14 protein-coding genes are annotated in these 22,265 nt (G+C 48.7%); 8 read left to right on the top strand and 6 right to left on the bottom strand.

Annotated features, from left to right (window positions below; translation table 11 throughout):
- The first annotated feature begins 81 nt into the window (after nt 1-81).
- Nucleotides 82-780, top strand: a complete 699-nt coding sequence (locus tag ACLHR0_RS11270) for a peroxiredoxin-like family protein (RefSeq protein WP_436486598.1) — start codon at nt 82-84, stop codon at nt 778-780.
- 3 nt (nt 781-783) lie between these two features.
- On the opposite strand, the gene ACLHR0_RS11275 is transcribed toward ACLHR0_RS11270, so the two are convergent.
- Both ACLHR0_RS11275 and ACLHR0_RS11280 read right to left on the bottom strand, forming a co-directional pair.
- Nucleotides 784-1,053 (bottom strand): hypothetical protein, encoded by a 270-nt coding sequence (locus tag ACLHR0_RS11275; RefSeq protein ID WP_436486599.1) that lies wholly within the window; start codon nt 1,051-1,053, stop codon nt 784-786.
- A 9-nt stretch (nt 1,054-1,062) separates the two neighbouring features.
- Complete coding sequence (locus ACLHR0_RS11280; RefSeq protein ID WP_436486601.1) at nt 1,063-1,662, bottom strand: sigma-70 family RNA polymerase sigma factor; 600 nt, start codon at nt 1,660-1,662, stop codon at nt 1,063-1,065.
- A 220-nt stretch (nt 1,663-1,882) separates the two neighbouring features.
- Here ACLHR0_RS11280 and ACLHR0_RS11285 point away from each other — a divergent pair, with 220 nt between their 5' ends.
- The 6 genes from ACLHR0_RS11285 to ACLHR0_RS11310 all read left to right on the top strand — a co-directional run bounded on the left by ACLHR0_RS11285 (nt 1,883) and on the right by ACLHR0_RS11310 (nt 10,564).
- Nucleotides 1,883-2,437 carry an RNA polymerase sigma factor gene (locus ACLHR0_RS11285; protein WP_370910661.1) on the top strand — a complete coding sequence of 185 codons (555 nt, stop codon included), beginning with the start codon at nt 1,883-1,885 and terminating at the stop codon, nt 2,435-2,437.
- Between the two features lie 40 nt (nt 2,438-2,477).
- The gene (locus ACLHR0_RS11290; protein WP_436486603.1) at nt 2,478-3,656 is read left to right on the top strand and encodes a FecR family protein; all 1,179 of its coding nucleotides are present in this window, start codon (nt 2,478-2,480) and stop codon (nt 3,654-3,656) included.
- A gap of 230 nt (nt 3,657-3,886) precedes the next feature.
- Nucleotides 3,887-7,270 carry a SusC/RagA family TonB-linked outer membrane protein gene (locus tag ACLHR0_RS11295; protein ID WP_436486604.1) on the top strand — a complete coding sequence of 1,128 codons (3,384 nt, stop codon included), beginning with the start codon at nt 3,887-3,889 and terminating at the stop codon, nt 7,268-7,270.
- Between the two features lie 10 nt (nt 7,271-7,280).
- Complete coding sequence (locus ACLHR0_RS11300) at nt 7,281-8,741, top strand: RagB/SusD family nutrient uptake outer membrane protein (protein ID WP_436486606.1); 1,461 nt, start codon at nt 7,281-7,283, stop codon at nt 8,739-8,741.
- Between the two features lie 66 nt (nt 8,742-8,807).
- Complete coding sequence (locus ACLHR0_RS11305; RefSeq protein WP_436486608.1) at nt 8,808-9,944, top strand: redoxin domain-containing protein; 1,137 nt, start codon at nt 8,808-8,810, stop codon at nt 9,942-9,944.
- Between the two features lie 317 nt (nt 9,945-10,261).
- The gene (locus tag ACLHR0_RS11310; protein WP_429048464.1) at nt 10,262-10,564 is read left to right on the top strand and encodes a hypothetical protein; all 303 of its coding nucleotides are present in this window, start codon (nt 10,262-10,264) and stop codon (nt 10,562-10,564) included.
- Nucleotides 10,565-10,615: 51 nt separating this feature from the next.
- On the opposite strand, the gene ACLHR0_RS11315 is transcribed toward ACLHR0_RS11310, so the two are convergent.
- The 4 genes from ACLHR0_RS11315 to ACLHR0_RS11330 are packed head-to-tail and all read right to left on the bottom strand — an operon-like array spanning nt 10,616 to nt 18,035.
- Entirely contained in the window at nt 10,616-11,851 is a 1,236-nt protein-coding gene (locus ACLHR0_RS11315) for a glycoside hydrolase family 88 protein (protein WP_436486610.1), read from the bottom strand.
- 4 nt (nt 11,852-11,855) lie between these two features.
- Nucleotides 11,856-12,767, bottom strand: coding sequence for a DUF5017 domain-containing protein (locus ACLHR0_RS11320; RefSeq protein ID WP_436486612.1), 912 nt, complete (start codon nt 12,765-12,767; stop codon nt 11,856-11,858).
- Nucleotides 12,768-12,784: 17 nt separating this feature from the next.
- On the bottom strand, nt 12,785-14,818 hold the full coding sequence (locus ACLHR0_RS11325; protein ID WP_436486613.1) for a RagB/SusD family nutrient uptake outer membrane protein: 2,034 nt from the start codon (nt 14,816-14,818) through the stop codon (nt 12,785-12,787).
- A gap of 10 nt (nt 14,819-14,828) precedes the next feature.
- Complete coding sequence (locus ACLHR0_RS11330; protein WP_436486615.1) at nt 14,829-18,035, bottom strand: SusC/RagA family TonB-linked outer membrane protein; 3,207 nt, start codon at nt 18,033-18,035, stop codon at nt 14,829-14,831.
- Nucleotides 18,036-18,231: 196 nt separating this feature from the next.
- Here ACLHR0_RS11330 and ACLHR0_RS11335 point away from each other — a divergent pair, with 196 nt between their 5' ends.
- Nucleotides 18,232-22,203, top strand: coding sequence for a two-component regulator propeller domain-containing protein (locus tag ACLHR0_RS11335; protein ID WP_436486616.1), 3,972 nt, complete (start codon nt 18,232-18,234; stop codon nt 22,201-22,203).
- Nucleotides 22,204-22,265: the final 62 nt, after the last annotated feature.

Raw genomic sequence — 22,265 nt, forward strand, 5'->3', positions numbered from 1 at the left:
GTCTTTTCTATCTTTTTAAAGCAATTCTTTTTGTAAGGACCAGCGGGTTCATACGACTAAAGCAAAAAATCTACAAATCATATGAAATCAAACGTTAAAAAACACAAGTACTTCCGCGTAGCCAGCTGGAAGAATGCCTGCGTTGTGTTCGCCGTGATGGGTCTTTTAAGTTCAGGTGATACTGCGATGGCGGGCACCACAACTGTAAAAGACACGGTAGAAATGGTGGCAGGTGTTCCTGTAAAACCGGAAGACATCAGTCCCCTGCTGATAGGCGAACCCATACCCATGCTGCAACTGCCCACCTCTTCAGGGAAACGTTTTGACTTGAATAAGTCGGTGGCAGAAAAGCCGGCCATCCTCGTTTTTTATCGTGGGGGTTGGTGCCCCTACTGCTTAAAACAACTGTCGGGGTTGCAGGAAATTGAGCAGGACCTTGTAAATATGGGGTACCAGGTGATTGCTGTCAGCACGGACAGCCCGGAAAATCTTAATAAAACATTAAACAAACAAAAACTGACTTATACGCTTTTATCAGATGCAGACCTGGACGCTGCCAAAAAATTCGGGATTGCTTTTAAAGGCCCCCGGGACTATGATTCATTTTTGGGGGAAACTTCCGGAGGTAAAAACGTGAACAAATTATTGCCGGTACCATCCGTTTTTATTATCAGCAGGAAAGGCACCATTCTTTTTGAATATATCAACCCGGATATTACCCAACGGGTAAGCGCTTCCTTGTTAAAAGCGGCTGCGGGAGCCCTGCGTGAGGAGATATAAATGCTATCTCAGTTTATCATCTATGCTCTTTTGCAGTTCCTGTTTGAATTTATCATCCAGCTTCCGTTCAGCCTGGCCAGCTGAATGGAAGAAATTGTGTACCATTTGATTGATGATGATGCTTTGCTGCTGGAATGTTTTGCAGATGGAACAACCTGCCAGGTGGATTTTCAGTTCCAGTTTCTCACGGAGCGTAATGCGGCCTATCTGCTGCTTCTCAATCAGGAAAGTGGCTTTCCGGCAGTTATAGGCGATCTTTTTTAATTCATTCATAGCGGTTGATTAAATCCAGTTTTTTTGAAGACAGGCGCGAAGATTTACTTTTGCCCGGTGTATGATCACCCAAAAATTTGATGCAGATACTTTTAAGGTATTGCAGATGGTTTCGGTAGATTCATCATCCATATGCTTCATCGTAAAAACCGAAAGCCATAACACCGGCAGCTTCTTCATGCATAGCTGCAGTATCCGCTGAAACTCTTTATTTTCCAGCGCATCAGGCCGTTCAATCCCTAATTCTCTTGGCCGGTGCTGATCATTCCAGTGCCCGTCGATGGCATCGAAAAAATCCTGGTGTTCCCGTTCAGCATCGCTGAGGTTAGCGCGTTTGGCGAAGGCGGAGGAGTTTTTGCGATAAACATCTATCACCTTGAATTTTAAAATGGCGGTAAGCCAGGTCCGCTCTGTGCTTCTGCCTTCAAATGTATCAACCTTTTCCAGGGCAGCCAGGAAGGTTTCCTGTACCAGGTCTCTCGCTTGCTCTTCATCATTAATGCGTGTAACGGCATACGTATACAGGTAATCCGCATACTTATTCACCCACGAATGCGGATCGAGTGTGTTGCCGCCGGCAATGATACCTTTGTTCTGATCTCTTTGCATATATGAATTTACGAATATATTTTTTCCCGGTTTCCCGGTAGCGGGTATTAGTCGGAGAAGACGGAAAAACCTTACAGGATTTTTTCTTTTATTTTAGAACCTCCTCTATAAATTACACTAACCATTACTTTCTTATCATTTTTTGCCCTAGTTTGCGAAATAATCCAGCCTTAAAAAATAATTGTCGTCTAACCAAACATATACTGAAAAGGAGCTGCTTTTGCGCATTGCTGAGGGGGACGAAACTGCTTTTGCAGCTTTATTTAACCTTTACTCCACACCATTGGCTTTACTCGCCTTACGCATGCTCCACAGTGAGCCGGCCAAACAGGAGGTGTTACAGGAAGTTTTTATTAAGATATGGCTGAACAGGGACCGGCTAAGAGACGTACAGCTCCCGGGGCCCTGGCTGAGAAAAATCACCATTCATGAATGTTTGCAATACCTCCGCAAAACATCCTTGTATAATACCAAGCTGGGCGACCTTCACCAGGAAGACGCCAGCTTCAACCACGCATTGAGTAGCATTTCGGTGAAAGAAATACAATATGCGGTGAAACGCGCGCTCCAGGTAATGTCCCCACAGCGCAGAACCATTTATGAGCTGAGCCGGGAAAAAGGGCTGAGCACAAAAGAAATCGCCGCTCATCTCGGCCTTTCAGACGGATATGTACGCAATGCCATCAGCGCTGCCCTTCAAACCATCCGCAGTTTTCTGCCAGACTCCGCCCGGTTACCCGCCATTATTATTTTTTTACTTTTTTTCAGAAAGTGATAGTGACAAGTCTTTCTTTCCCGCATCTTATATATAGCGCATGGAAAATACACGCATATATTACCTGGCAGGTCAATACCTGGATAAAAGCCTGAGCGACGCCGAGCAGGTGGAGTTTCAGCAGCTGTTACAGGCCCCTGATCACCAGGAGGCATTACAGGCAGCCTTTGATGAGCTGGCAGGCGAGCTGGATATGAACGCCACGCAGGACGAGGCACTGTTGCCTTTATTGCAGCGGGCCTTAAACAGCGATAAGCCCGCACGCCGCATGCACTTCCTGCCTCGCCGGAGCTGGGCAGCGGCTTCCATCATCCTGCTGGTACTGGCCGCAGGCGCCTATTTCTGGCTTGCCCATAAAAAAAATACGTCGCCAGCTGCTATGGCTGCTAAGCCCACAGACATTGCCCCCGGCAGGGAGGGCGCCATCCTTACCCTGGCCGATGGCTCCCGGGTAGCGCTGGATAGTCTCCACAACGGCGTGATCGCGAAACAGAACGGCACGCAGCTGGTACTGGCAAACGGGCAACTGGCCTACGATCCCGCAGGAGCGTCCAACGGGGAAATCGTATTCAATACGATGTCTACTCCAAAAGGCCGGCAATTCCGGGTCACTTTACCGGATGGCACGCAGGTATGGCTGAATGCAGCCAGTTCAATACGGTACCCCACGCTGTTTTCCGGTCAAGAAAGAAAAGTAGCGGTTACCGGCGAAGCCTATTTTGAAGTAGCGAGAAATGCGGACATGCCCTTCCGGGTGAGCGTGAACAATAAAGCCGAAATAGAAGTGCTGGGCACACATTTTAACGTGAATGCTTACGAAAATGAACAAACGATTGCCACTACCCTGCTGGAAGGATCGGTACGTGTGGCGGGCTTCGCCAACGGGCGCCAACCGGGCAACATAATGCTCCGGCCAGGTCAGCAGGCGCAAATCGGAAACGCCGCGAAAACGGGCATCCGGGTGATTGAAAATGCCAACACCGATAAAGTGATGGCCTGGAAAAATGGCATCTTCTATTTTGATGGAGTGAGCTTCGCGGAAATCATGCGCCAGATGGAGCGATGGTATGATATCGAAGTCGTGTATGAAAAAGGCATTCCGGATATTGAGTTTGAAGGGGAAATGACCAAAGACGTTTCGTTAAACGGCCTGCTGGTGATGCTTGGCAGAGCTGGTATACATTTCCGCCTGGAAGGCAGGAAGCTGATTGTGCAATAATACTTTTATTATAAAAACCGTCACAGCGCTAACTGTGACGGTGGATGAATTTAATTAGTCAAAAAAACGGTCTACCAACCACTTTTATTAACAACCAAATCTGCTGCAAATCTATGCAAAAAAAATGCTATTGCCCTCCTGTTCGTGCGGGGCAGCACCCGGGCATTGCGCAATCCGTCAATGAAGGATTCAGCAAGCCCTTTAGAAAAAGAACCAAAATCCTGAGGGCTATGAAATTAACGACCTTCTTATTAACTGCTGCTTTTATTCATGCCCACGCCGCCAGCATGGCGCAGCATGTCACCATCTCCGGCCGGAACCTGACGTTGAAGCAGGTGTTCACCGCTATTAAAAAGCAAACGGGCTATGTACTGCTAAATCAGAAAGGCGTGCTGGCCGATGCCAAACCGGTGTCTCTTTCTGCTGATAACCTGCCATTGCGGGAGCTGCTGAATGATGTCTTTAAAAACCAACCTTTAGAATATGTGATCGAAGGCAAGACAATTCTTGTTTCCCGAAAACTTCCGGCTGCGCCTTCGGGCCAGCTGGCTTCTCCTTCCGCCCCCCCTGCTGCCACATTCATTCCTGTTAAAGGTTTTATCCGTTCTGTCGACGGACAACCTTTAGCGGGAGTGAATATTGTGATTACAGGAACCAATAAGGGAACTACTTCTGTTGCCAATGGCTCTTTTTCTTTTGATGTGAATACGGGAGATGTTATTAAAGTATCTGCTGTCGGCTTCGCTCCACTCCTCCTGCGTTTCACCGGCAGTAATTTCCAGGTAGTGTCATCTGAACTGCCTATCAAACACAAGTCTTCCGGAGTTGAAGGAACTTCTGCCGGCGCTTCAAAACTGGTTTCGGGCAATCCTTCTGCGCTCCTTATCCAGCTGGCATTAAGCACTTCACCCATAGATGAAGTGCAGATAACGGCCTATGGTACAACCACCAAAAGATTTAATGCCGGTAACATTACTACGGTTACATCAAAAGAGATAGAAAAAAATCCCGTAAATAATGTGCTGGAAGCGTTGCAGGGAAAGGTGCCGGGATTATTTATCCAGCAGGTAACCGGTCAGCCGGGGGGCGCATTTACCGTGAGGATGCGCGGCTCCGCCAACCTCACCACCGGGGCCACACAACCGATGATCATCGTGGACGGTGTACGTTACCCGGGCGGCACATTACCTCTTTCCAATAATACCTCCTACGGCACGCAAACTTTTCTGCAGGGAGGCAGTGGCCTGAATTATATCAATCCAAACGATATTGAAAGCATCGATGTGCTCAAAGATGTGGATGCCACTGCTATTTACGGTTCCTCCGGCGCCTATGGTGTGATCCTGATTACCACAAAGAAATCCAGGTCTACCCAACAGTCGTTCAATGCCAATATCTACACCGGCGTATCAGTGAACGGGCAAACACCCACATTGCTCAACACCGATCAATACCTGATGCTCCGCCGCGAAGCGCTGGCAAATGATAAACTGGAAATACCGGCCAGCGATAATGATCTGAATGGTGTCTGGCCTGCCGACCGATACACCAACTGGCGGAAAGAATTCATGGGAAAATCGGCTGCAACTTCTAATGTCAATCTTTCTTACAGCGGAGGTGCACAAAACACCACGTACCTGATCAGCGGAAGTCTCCGTGATATGGGTAACATACAACGCCACCGCGGATCAAACAGGGATGGCTCTCTCCGGTTTGCGTTAAACACCGGCAGTACCAACAATAAATTCAGTTTAGCCCTAGGCGGTACTTATCTCTCTTCAAAAAATGATATGGTGCCCTACGATTTTTCAGTCAGCGCGCTGACTCCTCCCAATGCACCACCAGCTTATAACGAAGACGGGAGTATCAACTGGGCGTCGATCGGAAGCGACCTAAACAGCAGCGGCACCGCCAGCAACGCCAACAGGCTGTATAAAAACGTAACGAATAATCTCCTGGCCAATGCAACGCTCACTTACCGGCCGGTCAAAAAAGTGACCCTCCGCAGTATTTTTGGCTACAATACCATTAACGGAAAGGAACTGATCGGCTATCCCACAACAGTATTTAATCCCACTAACACCCAGGCCCCTACGCAAACGGTAGGCATACTTCATCAGTATAATACGCGCTCCATCACTATTTCACCATATGGCGAATACAATACTTTAATCAGTAAGAAGGGTGATTTAAGCATTAAACTGGGCGGCGAGGTCAACAACCAGGTGACGTATTTTGACGACATCACCGGAACCGGATTTCCTTCTGATGCCTTGCTGAATAACCCTTCTGCGGGATCTACGGTAACTACTAATTACAATCTTACGGAGTACCGGTCCATTGGTATGTATGGAATTATAAAATTTGTATGGGACGATAAATATATTATCGATATCAATACACGGCGCGATGGTTCTACCAAGTTTGGCCCTGGCCGCCGTATCGGGAACTTTGGTTCTGCAGCGCTGGCCTGGATTTTCAGCCAGGAAAAGCTGATCACTGATCACCTGCCGTGGCTCAGCTTTGGTAAGATAAGGATCAGCAGCGGCGTGGTAGGCGGCGATGCCATTGGTGATTTCCGGTACCTGGAAACATATAGCGTCATCGGCGGATCGTATGATGGAAAAGTTGGATTAACACCCAACTCGCTTCCCAATCCCCTGCTGAACTGGGAACGTAATTTTAACTCGGAAGCCGGTCTGGAGCTGGGATTTTTTCACGACCGGATTATGACCGACTTTAGCTATTACTCCAATCGTGCCGGCAATCAGCTGCTGGGGCAGCCCCTATCAACTGTTACCGGCTATCCCAGCTATACCTTAAACTCCGATGCGCTGATACGTACCAGTGGTATGGAAATCAGCCTGAGTTCCACCAATATCAAAAACAGGCATTTTACCTGGTCAACAAGGTTCAATATTTCCATACCTAAAAGCAAACTGCTGAGATTACCATCGAGTACTCAAAATGCCAACTATGTGCTGAACAAACCCGTTACCGGTAAACTACTCTATAAATACAACGGGGTAAACCCGGAAACCGGCAACTATAGTTTTACCGATGCGAAAGGAAATGTGGCTGATTACTCGGGAGGATTAACACAGGCCGATAAAACCGAGTTTGTTGACCTGGCGCCGAAATACTTTGGCGGACTGCAGAATTCCTTTACTTATAAAGGGCTGACACTCGACTTCACCTTCAATTTCACCAGCCGCACCGGACAAAACTTTCTTGGTCAAACCGCCTTTCCTTTCGGGCTCTATGGCTTAAATGGTTCTACTATCTGGTTGCGCCGCTGGCAACAACCTGGCGACATAACCGATATTCCAAAGTTAAGTTCCCAGTTCACCAGCATCTTCCGGCAAGGCCTCCTGCAAAGCAGTACCGGCGGCTACAGCGACGCCACTTACGCACGGTTACAGAATGTAAGCATCCGCTATAGTTTCAGCCCGGAAGTAAACAAAATGCTGCATCTCAAAAATCTATCGGTGTACCTGCAGGGACAAAACCTCCTTACCATTTCCAAATTCGATGGCCTCGATCCGGAAAACCTGAATGCAGGCGTAATCCCGCCACTGCGCGTATTTACAACCGGAATTAATGTTACACTTTAATGCAATGAAAATGAAGATGATCTTTCCTGTCAATTATAGTTTTTCGAAACACCTGCTGGCCATTACGGCTTCACTGAGCATTACGCTGACCAGCTGCGAAAAATACCTGGATGGTACCCAGCTACCGGCCAATACCATTGCTGCGGTGGATGTATATTCCACCGATAACATGGCATCAACAGTGGTTACCGGCATTTACCTCACCATGAACAATACCGGTCCTTTTACCGGTTCCGCGAATGCCAACATTGGCTATACCATGGGTTTGTATACCGATGAACTCAGCAGTTTGCTGACCGGTAATTTTGCAGATGTGTTCTACAAGAATGCTATACAAAGCGGGCAAAGCGGCAACTGGACCGACCTGTATAAAAAACTTTTCACCGTTAACACGGCTATCCAGGGCATCAATGCCAGCAAGGGTAACCTCGTTTATAAAAATCAATGGCTGGGTGAATGCTATTTCCTGCGCGCCTATTTTTATTATTACCTGGTCAATATTTATGGCCCGGTACCGCTGGCGCTGACGAATGATTACACGGTAAACAACCGGTTGTTCCGCGTACCGGAAGCTGATGTGTACCAGCAAATTATTGCCGATCTCAAAATGGCTCAATCCCTTTTAGACAATGAGTATAAAAATGGTTACGGGGTTACTACCACTAACCGTTTCCGCCCCAACAAAGCCGTGGCTACCGCTATGCTGGCCAGGGTGTACCTCTATGCAAAAGACTGGGCCAATGCCGAAGCGCAGGCGGGTGAACTGATCAGCAACACCAATTATGCGATGCTGCCGATCAACCAGGTGTTTGTTGCCAACAGCAGGGAAACCATCTGGGCATTGGCGACCAACAGCCCGAAATTCACCAATGAATATGCCTTCTACAACAATGGTATGCCGGAAACGATTGTGCCGCCGCAAAGTCCTGCTTCCTCCAGTGTATTCGTTAAGCTGAGCAACCTCTTGAAGGACACTTTTGAACCCGGCGATGCACGCTTCACCAACTGGGTGCGTACCTCCACAGTGGCAGCCTCTTCTGCCGCCCCGGCAACGGTGTACTATTTCCCGGCCAAATATAAATCCGCGTCCACCAATGCGGAGTACCAGGTACTGCTGCGGCTTTCAGAGCAATACCTGATCCGGGCGGAAGCCAGGGCCATGCAAAATAAAAGTAATGCCATGGAAGATTTGAATGTAGTGCGTTTACGCGCGGGCCTCGGAGCGCTGCCGGCAGGTACACAGGCCAGTTTGCTCAAGGCTATTGCCAAAGAAAGGCAAACCGAACTGTTTACAGAATGTGGCCATCGTTTTTTCGATCTGAAACGCACCGGCGCCATCGATGCCGTAATGGCCACCGTAGCGCCAACCAAACCCACTACCTGGATGAGCTATATGTCTTACTGGCCGATACCGCCCGCTGACCTCCTCCAAAATCCGAATTTAACGCCCAACCCGGGATATCTTCAATAACCTGATTAACGGACAGGATAATGATAAAACAAACCATCCTGTCCGTTCTCAACACATCAATTTTTCATGAAGAAAATTTTTATACTGGCAGCCATACTGGCGCCGGGATCGGTGCTTGCCCAGTCCGGCAAATACACGCTAACCATCAAACTACCTGCGCTTACCACCCCCGCAAAGGCTTACCTGATAACAAACTATGGCTGGAGCAACCAGCAGGTCCTCGACTCAGCGATGCTGAATAAAGGTGCTTTCCGGTTTAGCGGGCAGGTGAAAGATCCTGCGATGGTGCATGTACTCATTGATCATACCGGAAAAGATTTCGCAAAATGGAAGAAGACTGCTGATGTTAATGATTGCTACCTGGAAAAAGGGGCTATTCAAATTACCGGCACCGATTCTGTAATCCATGCAGCAATTACAGGAGGTCCTGTGAACAATGATTACAAGCGGTACAAACACACGGTGCTGTTCCGCAGGGAACAGCTGGGCAAAGCCGTGGACTCCATGTTTCACACTGCAACACAACAGCAAAAAAAAGATCCCCACTTTATAGATACGGTGATGAAACAATACCAGATCGTTTCAAAAGAAACAGACTCCCTGAAATATGTTTTCATCCGTCAAAATCCTGCATCATACATCAGCCTCGCTACCTTGATTGAGGTGGCAGGCAAGGATGTGGATGTACCACGTATTGCGCCTTTTTTCAAAAGACTTTCCCCTGCATTACGCAACACCGGAACCGGTAAACAATTCGCGAAAAAGCTGTATAACCTGGGGCGGCTTTCAATTGGTGTATTGGCGCCGGACTTCACGCAGAACGACGTGAACGGTAAACCGGTTAAGCTTTCTGATTTCAAAGGAAAATATACGCTGGTCGACTTCTGGGCATCCTGGTGCGGGCCCTGTAGGGCAGAAAATCCCAACGTACTGAAAGCATACCTGGCATTCAAGCAGAAAAACTTTACGATCGTTGGCGTATCACTGGATACCAACAAAGACGCATGGCTTGGTGCAGTGAAGAAAGACGACCTGCCGTGGCAACAGTTATCCGATCTGAAAGGATGGAAAAACGAAGCAGGTAAACTGTATGAAGTAAGCGCCATTCCGCAAAACTTCCTCCTTGATCCGCAGGGACGTATCATCGCCAAAAACCTGCGCGGCGAGGCCTTGATGGAAAAACTGCAGGAACTGATGCCGTAATACTTTTATACTGCGTGATCGGCCAGTTTACGGCTGATCACGCGGGTATAACCGTTAATTAATACTAACCACTGTTAAACAGTGTTAAGCCCCCATCTCGGGCAAAAACCGCCAAATACAATACTGTAAAGCTATACAGCTTACCGGCATACTGAACCATTCCCGGCGTGACCATCCGGGTACTTTAAACTTCGCAACTCCACGGCTATCTTAGATATATGCTGAACTAATTCCTTTCCACCCCGTACTGTGGTTACTGGATGTTTTCAGTATGCACCAAAAAATTAAATCTTTTAAAAAACTCAAAACGCACAATTATGATGAAGCATTTTTTTGTAGCAGGTTTGTTAATGGCAACACTGGCGTCTGTAAAAACCTACGCACAACAACCGCAGCAACAGGATCGTGAAGGATTCTTTAAAAAGATCGATACCGATGGGGATGGTAAACTCAGCAAAGCTGAGGTAGATTCAGCAGCAAAGGACAACAAGCGGCTTTCCAGGTTAAGCGAAAATTTCGCCGCCATAGACACCAATAAAGATTCTTTCCTTGATAAAGATGAACTGAAGGCATATAGAAAAAGTCAGGGTCCCCGTAAAAAAGAAGAGGGCAATCAATAACACTAAAACGACAGGCATCCGGATAACCAGGTGCCTGTCGCTTTTTATGCACTAATCCAGTAAAGCATTATACCGTTGCAATGCTTCTAAAAAATAATAATCCGCGTACACCAGCGGCACATCAATTTCTGCATTATGCGGGATACTTCCCACGCTGTGCATCAATATAAAATTGCCGTTCTTTTCTTCCGGCGCCCGGTACGCAGTACCTGCGAGTGAATGCAGTATGGTGATCGCTGCCTGGCGGTATTGCTCCCCCTTACCCTTGCCGGCATAACCACTCAGCTCAAATAGTGCTGATGCCACAATAGCGGCGGCAGACACATCGCGGTATTTTGTTTTCACCTTGTTGGCATTGGAACGCACACCTGGAACATATCCATTCTCCTGTACATTAAAATCCCAATAGGGTACTTTATCTTCCGGAAGATTTTTATTATCCAGGAACCAGTCGGCCATACCGGTAGCAGTTTTGAGGAAACGCGGGTCATGTGTTTCCCGGTAGATCATGGTAAAACCATAGATGCCCCATGCCTGGCCACGCGACCAGGTAGAATTATCGGCGTACCCCTGCGCAGTTTCGCGTGCCAGCACCTTACCATTGGTGGTATCATAACATACCACATGGTAGGAACTGTAATCCGGCCGTATCTGGTTGTACATGGCGGTTTCCGCGTGGCTCACTGCAATGTGGCGGAAGCTGGTATCGCCGGTTTCTTTAGCTGCAAAAAACAACAGCTCCAGGTTCATCAGGTTGTCGATGATCACGGGATAGTAGTATAGCTGCTGACTATGCCACGATTTAAAGGCATTCCACGATTTAATGCTCCGTGTTACCGGGTTAAAACGGGTGCTGAGCGAGCGGGCGCCCTGGATAAGGATATCCCGGTACGCTTTGTTGCCGGTAATACGGTAAGCGTTGCCATAGCTGCAATACATCATAAAACCAAGATCATGGTGTTGTGTAAAATCCTTCAGCGGCTTTAACTTCTCCGTCCACTTAACAGCTTCCTGTTTCAGCGCGGGATCTTTGGTTTGTTCATATGCATACCAGAGTGAGCCCGGAAAAAAACCGGGTGTCCAGTCGTACATCGATGTAGTGATCATCTTCCCCTCTTTGTTGATCGTCCTGGGAAAGGCCAGGCTGTCGCGGGATTCCGTGTCCTTCAGCATATGCTTAAGCTGCTGCCGGGCAAAGCCTGCATTACTGCTGATAAAGTCCTTCTCCCCGCCCACCGTGTAGGCAGTGATGCCGGCGGCTAAAATAAAATAAAGCAATGGTTTCATATTCTTATGGTGTCACTTTAATGATCAGTTCCCGTATAACCTTCTTTTCTTCATCCAGTGTGTGGTTAAAAGCCACGAAGGTGGCCTTGTATACGCCCGGCGCCGGATAAGCATAAGCATATTCTTCTTTATCCGGTTCATTGATACTCTTGATGCCGGTACTTACATCTCCCGGAACACGGCCCGCGTATAATGGTTTGGTGACAATCCAGCTGGTATTTGTAGCTGCGCTGCCACCACCACCGGTAATTTTAAGATCCGTGGCAGAAGCTGTCCACCGGCCGTTGGAAGGGCTCCATACATTGCCGTAGCGTGTCCAGTAAGCCACATCGGCCGACAAAGAACTGATCAAAACCGTTTTCTCCGGTAACACATTGTTCACGGTAAATTCGGTGATCGTCCAGGTACGCTGTGTGGAACCTGTTACGCCGCTGTATTTGAAAGCAATGAAGAGTGAATCATTTTCGTTAGCCACAAGGTCTGTCAGATCAGCCGTACCAAAAGGCACTACGGTGGCGCTGGTAGCCAGTGCCCCGCGATCATTGATATTCGTCCATGCGGCATTTACCACAGAAGCGGAATCAAGACCGGGTAGTTTATTGGTAGCCAGTACCTGCAGGGTATTTGTTTGCGTACCAAATTCCGATTTTGAGGAAAAACTCAGCGTGATCTTTCCCAGTTTGTTTGCAGACGTGCGGCCATCGTAGCGCTTGCCTGGTTCCCCGGAATAGAAGGTCACATTGCCTGCACTGCCGCTGAACCTGAAGCGGGTAGTGTCTCCCAGGCGATAGGTAAACGTGTCTGATACCAGCCTTGCAGGATCAAGGGCTACATTAAAATCCGGCGTATCTATTTCCAGTGTTTTAGAACAAGCCACCGCAAGGAAAGACAACAGTATGATGAATGATTTTTTCATGTGGATGTTTTTAAGAATTACCAGCCTGCGTTTTGTGTCAGTAAGCGGTTTAGATTGAGTTCGTAAGTTGGCTTCGGCAGCATCACGTGCCTGGCGCTTATATTGCGTACTCCTTGCAAACCGTTAGGATTACCTGTGGAGGTTACGCCCGCACCGTTAGCGGTAGCCCAGGATGCGAAGTTCTGCATGTCTGATACAAAACTGCCCCACCGGATCAGGTCCGCTTTTCTCACGGCTTCAAAACACAGCTCCCGCATTCTTTCATCGCGGATGGCCAGTTGAAATGCATCTTTACTAAGACCCGGTGTAAGATCTGATTCACTACCGGTAGTGATGGTGGCAGTAGCCGTAGCTGCGGTACCTGCATAGGTGAATACAGCGCCGGTCACCGCAGGATCAGAAGCGCCGGAGGTATGAGTGGGTGGCGTATTAGTAGCAGTGCCTGCCGTTGTTACCGTGTACAGCATACCGCCATTGGTGACTTGTGTGCCTGTGGTATAGCTGGCGCCCGGCGTCCAGAAGGTGCCTATCACTACCACAGGCGAAGTAGTATAGTAGGAGCCTACCGTCAATGCACCAGGGCTGTTCAGGTAAATACCCGTTATCTTGCCGCCGGTAAGGATCGCTGTTCCTGTAGCGCCGTTACCGCCACCGCCAGTAATCGTTACCGCGGGCGTTTTCGTATAGCCATCACCGGTACTCACCATCGTAATGGATTTTACTACGTTGCCATTCATCAGTCCATATCCTCTTTTGCGCACCTGGTTCACATAGTTATAAGCATTCGTAGGGCCGTTCACGTAATTCTCTGCTTCCGCGCGCATCAGCAATACATCTGAGTAGCGGATCATGGGCCAGTTGATATTGTACGTGCCGCCTACACCATTGGTGTTACGGATCGCCTGCGGTACATATTCTCTTCTGAATTTGCCGGCGCACATCTGCCAGGGATTAGGACGGGCTGCTTTTACGCGGGGATTTGTTCCGCTGTAAATATAGTTGGCGCAGTTCCAGTCGCGGCGCATATCCAGCGAGGGTTTGTTTGGTAAAAGGGTACTATTGGGATCTGTTTCATAAGCATCGAACAGCTTTTTAGTGGCCCATACCCATGCGGCGGAATTATAGGAGGTAGAGTCCAGGGCAGTCAGCGTAGACTGGATCCCCACAAAGTTACCGATATCATTCCCCGATTTGTTCACCACACCGGCAGCGGCGCCCAGTGAGCCCAGCTCCCAGATATTTTCTCTTACATCATATTGATCTGTAGCCAGGTTGATGAACACCTGGCGGTAATCGGGGTTCAATGCATGAAGGCCGGAGAGGATCACTTTATCTGTATAGGTGATCACATCCTGGTATTTGGCGGTATTGTTTTGCGGATAACCAGCCCAATAAAGATATACACGTGCCAGCATCGCCTGCACGGCGGAGAGTGTTACTACCTCGTTGAATTTCGCCTGGGTGATGGTATAATCTTTCAGCAGCACTTCTGCTTCTTTCATATCCTTCTCAATTTGTACATACACGTCTGCCTGCTTTACCTGCGGAATGTTCACATCATTGATAGCGGGTGTGTGAAGTACTACAGGTACATCTCCATAATTACTGGTAAGAATGAAGTACAGGAACCCGCGGAGGAACAATGCCTGCCCTTTGATGATATTCCGGCGGGATGCGTCCATCGTTGGTTTGTCGATGTTATCCAGTAACGAATTGAGATTATTGATGCCTACGTATGCATAACGCCAGATGTTGGCAATATGCACAAGGGAGGCGTCGTAATTGTAACGGAGACCGCGTGCATCGCCGTCTGCCGTGCGGTTAGACATTACCTCATCTGTGGTGGATACAAAGTTGAAGCCCATCACCTGCGCATACAGCTCTGGGCGCATCAGGTCGCCGTACACACCGTTCAGCGCCTGCTGGAGCTGTGCTTCCGTTCCGTAATAATTTGTGGTGGTATAAAAATCCGTTGGTTGCGTATCAAGGAATTTTTTGCAGGAAGTAAGCCCTGCTATTACTATACATGCCAGGATGCAAATACGTTTCATGTTCATCATTTTAGAAGGTTACATTTAAACCGGTCACATAAGACAATGAGTGCGGGTAAACGGCGTAATCGAAGCCGGGGGTAAGGTTACCAGGCCTGCCGTTCACCTCGGGATCCATACCGGAGTACTTCGTCCATGTATAAATGTTTTGGGCAGCACCGTAGATACGCACATTCTTTATCTTCGCACGTTTCAGCAATGCGCCCGGCACATTGTACCCCAGGGAAACCGTTCTCAGTTTCAGGTATGAGCCGTCTTCAATCACGCGGGAAGAATAAGCTGCATTGCCCATACCGCCTGCGCGGAACATGCTGTTGCTGGGGTTGGTGGGCGTCCAGCGTTTGGCATAACTGGCAAACTGGTTCAGGTTCGGATTATTTACAATACCGCCTTCAAATACGTACCGGTTGGCATTGATAATATCATTGCCATAAGACCACTGCAATAATACGTTCAGATCAAAATTACGGTAACGGAAATCATTGCTGAAACCACCGGTATGTTTTGGTAAACCACTGCCAATAATGGTGTAGTCCTGGTTGTTCACCTGGAGATCGCCGTTCAGGTCTTTATACTTAATATCGCCCGGACGGATAGCGTTGCGCGCCGCGCCATTGGTGGGTACATCCGGCTTCAGCAGATACGTATTATTTGGCATTACATCGAAATCGGAATACTGGTATACTCCATCGAATACAAGGCCGTACATCTCACCCAGCGGCCTTCCGATTACAGAGATATAAGGGAACAGACCCGAATAAGTAGTATTGAAAAAAGTTCCGGAACCAGAGAGAATAGATTGCTGTCCTTCTGCCAGTGATTGTATTTTATTATTATTAAAGCTGATGTTAAAACTGCTGTTCCAGCTGAACTCCCTGGTATCCGCAATTACACCTGCCACTGTGATCTCCAGGCCTTTGTTCTGTAACTGACCCACATTTTTAAATCCCTGCGCGCTCTCTATACCATGTGCATAAGGCAATGCGGCATTCAGCAGCAGATCCTTTGTAGTACGCAGATAGGCATCTACGGTGAGTGTGAGCCTGTTTTTCAGGAAGGCCATATCCAGGCCGATATTGGTTTGTTCGTTGGTTTCCCAGCGCAGGTCCGCGTTACCGGAAGAAATCATCACCGAGCCAATACTCAGCGGTCCATTTCCCACGGAATACCAGTATTGATTGCTGGTGAGTTGTAACTGGGACAGGTAAGCAAAGTCGCCCACCCGGTTGTTCCCGGATGCGCCATAGCCCAGCCTGATCTTCGCATCAGAAATGAAACTTACATTTTTCATAAACTCTTCGCTGCTGAAGCGCCATGCAGCAGAAGCGGAAGGAAAGTATCCCCATTTGTTGCCGGCTGCGAATTTAGAGGAGCCGTCGGCACGGACAGACGCAGAGAAAAGATATTTTGAATTGTAATCGTAGTTCACGCGCAGTGCGCCGGAGGCCATTGTCCAACCGGAGCTAAGTGAAAGCAGTGAAGTATTGGCCGGCGCGGCCAGATCGATTCCGTCCAGTCCAAGGTCTTCATTGGGAATTTGATTTGCCGAAAACCTGCGTTGCGAATTTTTATATCCCTGCGCTTCCAGTACGCCGAGCACGGTGAGGTTGTGTAACTTATTCCAGCTTTTGCGGTAGGTCAGCGAGTTTTCCGAACGCCAGAGTGAAGTGGGTTTGGTTTCCACGCTGCCATTCACGCCGTTGGCGTTCCATTTACTGCCGGATTGCGTTTTGGAGTTGTTGAAAATATTGATCTCGGTATTTACCGTGTTGATACCACCGGCTATACGAAGTGTGAGACCATTGGTGATGGCGTATTCCGCATACGCATTAGCGAACAGGTTGTTCACCTTGTTCATGGTATACTGGTTCTGGATATTTTGCAACGGGTTCACGCGATAGTCCTGGTTATTTGCCAGCTCATTGCCCGGATCATAAAATTCATCCACGAGGTTCACACTGCTGTCGCGGCCGGCGATACTGGTCGTTGGCCGGAAGCCCCACACAGAATACAACGTAGTGGCAGACGCATAAAAATTGGTGGCGGAAACCGGTATCCCGTAGGTTTCATTGTAAGCGTAATTGGCATTAATACCCACTTTCAGCTTGCTGTTCACTGTTTGATCCAGTGAAAACCGGCCCTGGTATCTTTTAAAACCGCCATTAATAATGATCCCTTTCTGGTTATTGAAATTACCGGAAAGCGAATACCTGGTTTTATCATTTCCTCCCCGCACGGCAATGTCGTGGTTCTGGTTCTGACCTACGCGGTACACAAAATCCTGCATATCTATGGATTCCTTGTTGCGGTAATCTTCCAGTTTAGCGCCGCCGGCCAGGTATACGGAATCATAGATAGATGGGTTCACATCGCCCACATATTGTACAAACTCGTAGGCATTCATTAACGGGATTTTGTTCGGCACCTGCTGCCAGCCATAGTACCCGTTATAAGTTACCTGCGGCGCGCCGGTTTTACCTTTTTTGGTGGTAATAAGAATAACGCCGTTAGATCCGCGAGCGCCGTAAATGGCGGTGGCAGATGCGTCTTTCAATACGTCGATCGACTCAATATCACCGGGGCTGATCGCATTGGCGTTGGAACTTTCGGTAGGGAAACCGTCGATAACGTAGAGCGGGGAATTATCCTGTGTGATAGACCCTGCACCGCGGATAACGATATTGGAGATAGAACCCGGCTGACCATCATTGCTCGCTACCGCGACCCCTGCTACCCTGCCGGCCAGCGCTTCGTCGAACGACTTTACCGGCGCCTTCGCAAAATCTTTCATGTTCACACTACCCACTGCCCCGGTCAGGTCTTTCCGTTGCTGGGTAGCATATCCCACTACTACCACATCGTTGAGTGTGCCGGCCTGCTCACTCATCTGCACATTATACTCTGTCCTGTTATCTACCGGCTGCTCTATTTTTCCGAAACCGACAAAGGAGAACACTAAAGTAGCACCAGGATTTACGGGAATAGTAAAACGTCCATTGCCATCTGTATGCGCGCCGGTCTTTTCATTTTTTACCATTACTGTCACACCTGGCAACGGTGTACCATCTTTGGCCTTTACAGTGCCGGACACTGTTTTCTTTTGTTGAGCAAAAAGGAAAAGCGGAAAAAGTAAGATCCACATGACTCCCGTAAAAAAATAATTGAAGGCGAAGCTGCACTCTCTCCCCCTGCTGGTTGATTGGCATGTCTTTTTCATAATAATTGTGGAATTGAGCGGAAATAACGGTTGATACACAAATATGTGGTAACCAGTTCAAATCACAGGGGGATAATCATAAATGATTGGGGTGAATTTTATAAATCCCCCTTCAACCTGCTGATTATCAGAATAATAAAAGAATGATATTTATAAAAAACACCCATTTGCCCCGATACAATTCTTATATTAGAGCATGATTTCGAGGTGCTTCCCGTTCTTATGCCTGCTGCTCCTCGCTGCTTTTATAAAAAGCAGCGGGCAAAACGTTACGTTCAATCACCTCACCGTAGAAGATGGATTATCGCACAACGCGGTATTGTCTGTTGGAGAAGATGCCCAGGGATTCATCTGGTATGGTACACACTATGGCCTCAACCGGTACGACGGACATCGATTCAAAATTTATCGCCAGCAGGCAGGCGATAGCACCTCCCTTCCCGGTAACCAGATCATGAGCCTGTACCGCGACCGGAAAAATGTACTCTGGATAGGCACCTCCGCAGGGCTGGCTAAATATGATCCTGAGCAGGACCGTTTTCAACGCATCCAACTGGATCCCGGGCGGCCAACAAACATTAATTGTATTTATGAAGATAGTAAAGGCCGCCGCTGGATCGGCGCCAACAACGGGCTTTATCTCCAGGACGGTAACCGGCAGGAGTTTCTCATACCCGGGAAAATTGCCGGTTATGTAGTGCGTTGTGTGTATGAAGACAAGAAAGGCAATATCTGGATTGGCACCAGCAACGGCCTCACCAAAATGAGCGGCAATGATTTTGAAACATTCCGCCATGAAGACGGACAACCGGCCAGTCTGGCGATGAACTTTATCACCGCCATCACTGAGGATAAACTGGGCAGGTTATGGGTGGCTACACAAACCGGTGGTATTAATATATATGATCCTGCTACCGGCCGTTTTTCGTTACTGGCGCAACCAGCGATCATTAATAATATAGTAAGACGGGTACTTCGCGATAAAGCCGGCAACATGTGGGTGGGCACCCAGGAAGGACTCAGCATCATTGACCCGGTGACGATGACCAGCCGGCACTATCAGCAGGAGCCCGGCAACAGCACCAGTCTTAGCCAGAATTCTGTTCATAGCATCTACCAGGATAATAACGGTGTAATCTGGATGGGTACCTACTTCGGTGGCGTGAACATGGTGCATCCCTATGGCACGGCCTTTACCGCCTGGCAGCAGCATCCCCCGCTCAATGGGATCAGCAACAATGTGATCAGCAGCATCCTTGAAGATGCGCAGCACAATTACTGGATCGGTACAGAAGGCGGCGGACTGAATTATTATAATCGCGCTACCCAACGTTTTACCAGCTATAAACATGATGCAAATAATCCTGCCAGCCTTGGGTCCAACCTGGTGAAAGTAGTGTATGAAGATAAAGACCACAACATCTGGACGGCCACGCATGGCGGCGGACTAAACCTCCTGCGGCAGGGTGGGTTTAAACGCTTCTTCTACGATACCAAAGATCCCGGCACCTTTTCCAGGGAAGTAACAGCCATACTGGAAGACAGCCGGAACCGGTTCTGGGTGGGCACCAACAACGCGCTCCACCTGCTCCACCGGAATGGCCACGAGCTGGAGAAACGGGCCGATTCTATTTTAACGGGTATTGCCGCCCGCCAGTCGATCCGGTATATCCTGGAAGATTCCCGTCACCGGATCCTGATCGGTTCTATCAGCAACCTGTATGTGTTTGAGGCAGACACCATGCGGCTTATCCAGCCGGGTTATGTGAACTCCATACAGGAAGATTCAAAGCACAACATCTGGGTGAGCATGTATTTCGGGGGCCTGGTTAGATATGATCCGGAGCTGAAGAAGCAAACGCGTTATACAGAAAAAGATGGTTTGCCGAACGATAACGTGATTGGGTTACTGGAAGATGATCAGCATAATTTATGGATTAGTACCTATAACGGCCTGGCACGTTTTGATCCCGGCCGCAACTCTTTCCAGACCTATACTGTAAGCGATGGCCTGGCGGGAAACGTATTTAATTACAACTCCTTTTTGCGGGACAGCCGCGGCGAATTTCTCTTCGGCGGCTATAATGGCATCACCAGTTTTTTCCCGGATCAGATCATTACCAATTCCCATCCATCCGTCATCCGGTTTACCGGTTTGCGGCTGTTTAACAAACCGGTAGTTATCGGCCAGGACAACGGACTGCTGAAACAGGATATCAGCTTTACGAAGGCGCTGCGTTTTCATCACGACCAGGAAGTATTTACGCTCGAATTTGCGCTGCTCAACTATGTAAAAAGCAGCAAAAACCGTTATGCATACCGGCTTGAAGGTGCGGACCGCGACTGGATTGAAACCAATAATCCGGCGGTAACCTATACCAATCTCTCTTCCGGTCATTATACATTTTGGGTAAAAGGCGCCAACAACGACGGCATCTGGAGCGCGCCCGCAAAGATGGAGATCACCATCCTGCCGCCATTCTGGCGAACCTGGTGGGCATATGGCATTTACGCATTGGGGCTTATCCTGCTGTTCTTCTTCGTGACCCGATTCTTTTTCCTGTGGGCCTTGCTGCGCAAAGAAGAAGAACTGCACCAGGTGAAGCTGAACTTCTTTACACATGTTTCCCATGAAATCCGTACCCACCTTACGTTTCTGCTGGTGCCGGTAGAAAAGATGATGGATATGCTGAAGAAAGACGATCCGCTGCAATCCACCCTGCTGCAGTTACGGAACAATGCCGACCGGTTGCTGAAGCTCGTGAATGAACTGATGGATTTCCGCAAAGCGGAAACCAATCACCTCAAACTGCATGTACAGGAACAGGACCTGATTCCTTTTCTTGATCATATATACACCAGCTTCCGCGAGCTTTCGCTCGACCGGAACATCAGCATGGTATTCGGTCATGATATGGAGCACGCCTGGGTTTATTTCGACCGGGAGCAGCTGGAGAAAGTGTTCTTCAACCTGCTCAGCAATGCTTTTAAATTCACACCGGATGGGGGACGCATCCAGTTGCACATTACTCATTCGCGGCAAAACACGGTGGTCACTATCACTGATAATGGCCGCGGTATTGCACCCGAATACCTCGACAAGCTATTCACCAATTTTTTCCAGGTACAGGATCATGGCTTGCAGAACACCGGTTACGGCATCGGGCTGGCATTATCCAAAAACATTGTGGAACAACATAAAGGAACGCTGACCGTGGAAAGCGAACCTTCTACTGCGGAAAAGGAAGGCCGTACCTGTTTTACGGTTGCCCTGCCTACCGGCGCCAAACATTTTGAAGGTACCCAACACACCGTAGGCCGGGCGCCTGCCATGCCCACGGCGCCGGTAAAAGCGACGCTGGCGCCGGCAACCCCGGATACTATTATCACAGCTGCACCGCAACCCTTCACCATTCTTATAGTGGAAGACAACCCGGAACTACGCGCCCTTATCAGTCAAACTTTCCGGGATCAATACCTGGTACTGGAAAGTGTGAACGGGGCAGACGGATTGGCAACAGCCACCGCACAAATCCCCGACATTGTGATCAGCGATGTGATGATGCCCGAAATGGATGGCCTGCAGCTTTGCCAGGCGCTTAAAACAGATGAGCGCACCAGTCATATTCCTGTAGTGCTGCTCACTGCCAAAAGTTCCCAGGCCGATCATGTAAGCGGTCTTGAAACCGGGGCAGATCTCTATCTTACCAAACCTTTCAGTACCCGTGTGCTGGCGCTCAACGTCCGCAACCTGGTTGCTTCCCGCGAAAAAATGCGCGAACGCTACAGCCGCCAGCTGCAAACAGAAACGGAAGTACCGGATGCGTTGCCCAGCAGCCTGGATAACGCTTTCCTCGAAAAAGTGATCGCATTGGTGGAAGAGCATATGGACAACCCCGACTTCGGCGTGGATATGCTGGCCCGGAAGGTAGCCATGAGCCAGCCCGTGCTGTACAAAAAACTGAAGGCCGTCACCAATATGTCGGTGAACGACTTCGTAAAATCGCTGCGGTTGAAAAAAGCGGCCTCCCTGATACGCACCCGTGAGCATACCGTATACCAGGTAGCATACATGGTGGGGTACAACGACCGGAAATATTTTAGCCGCGAATTCAAGAAACAGTTCGGTAAAACGCCTTCCGAGTTTGCGGAAGCCCCTGATTTGTGAAAATTCCCCCCATTTACTCGGAATAATCACCCCACCTAACAGGCAGGGATCATTAGATTTGT

Origin of the sequence: Chitinophaga sp. ARDCPP14, from assembly GCF_051362515.1 — a bacterium.
Lineage (GTDB): Bacteria > Bacteroidota > Bacteroidia > Chitinophagales > Chitinophagaceae > Chitinophaga.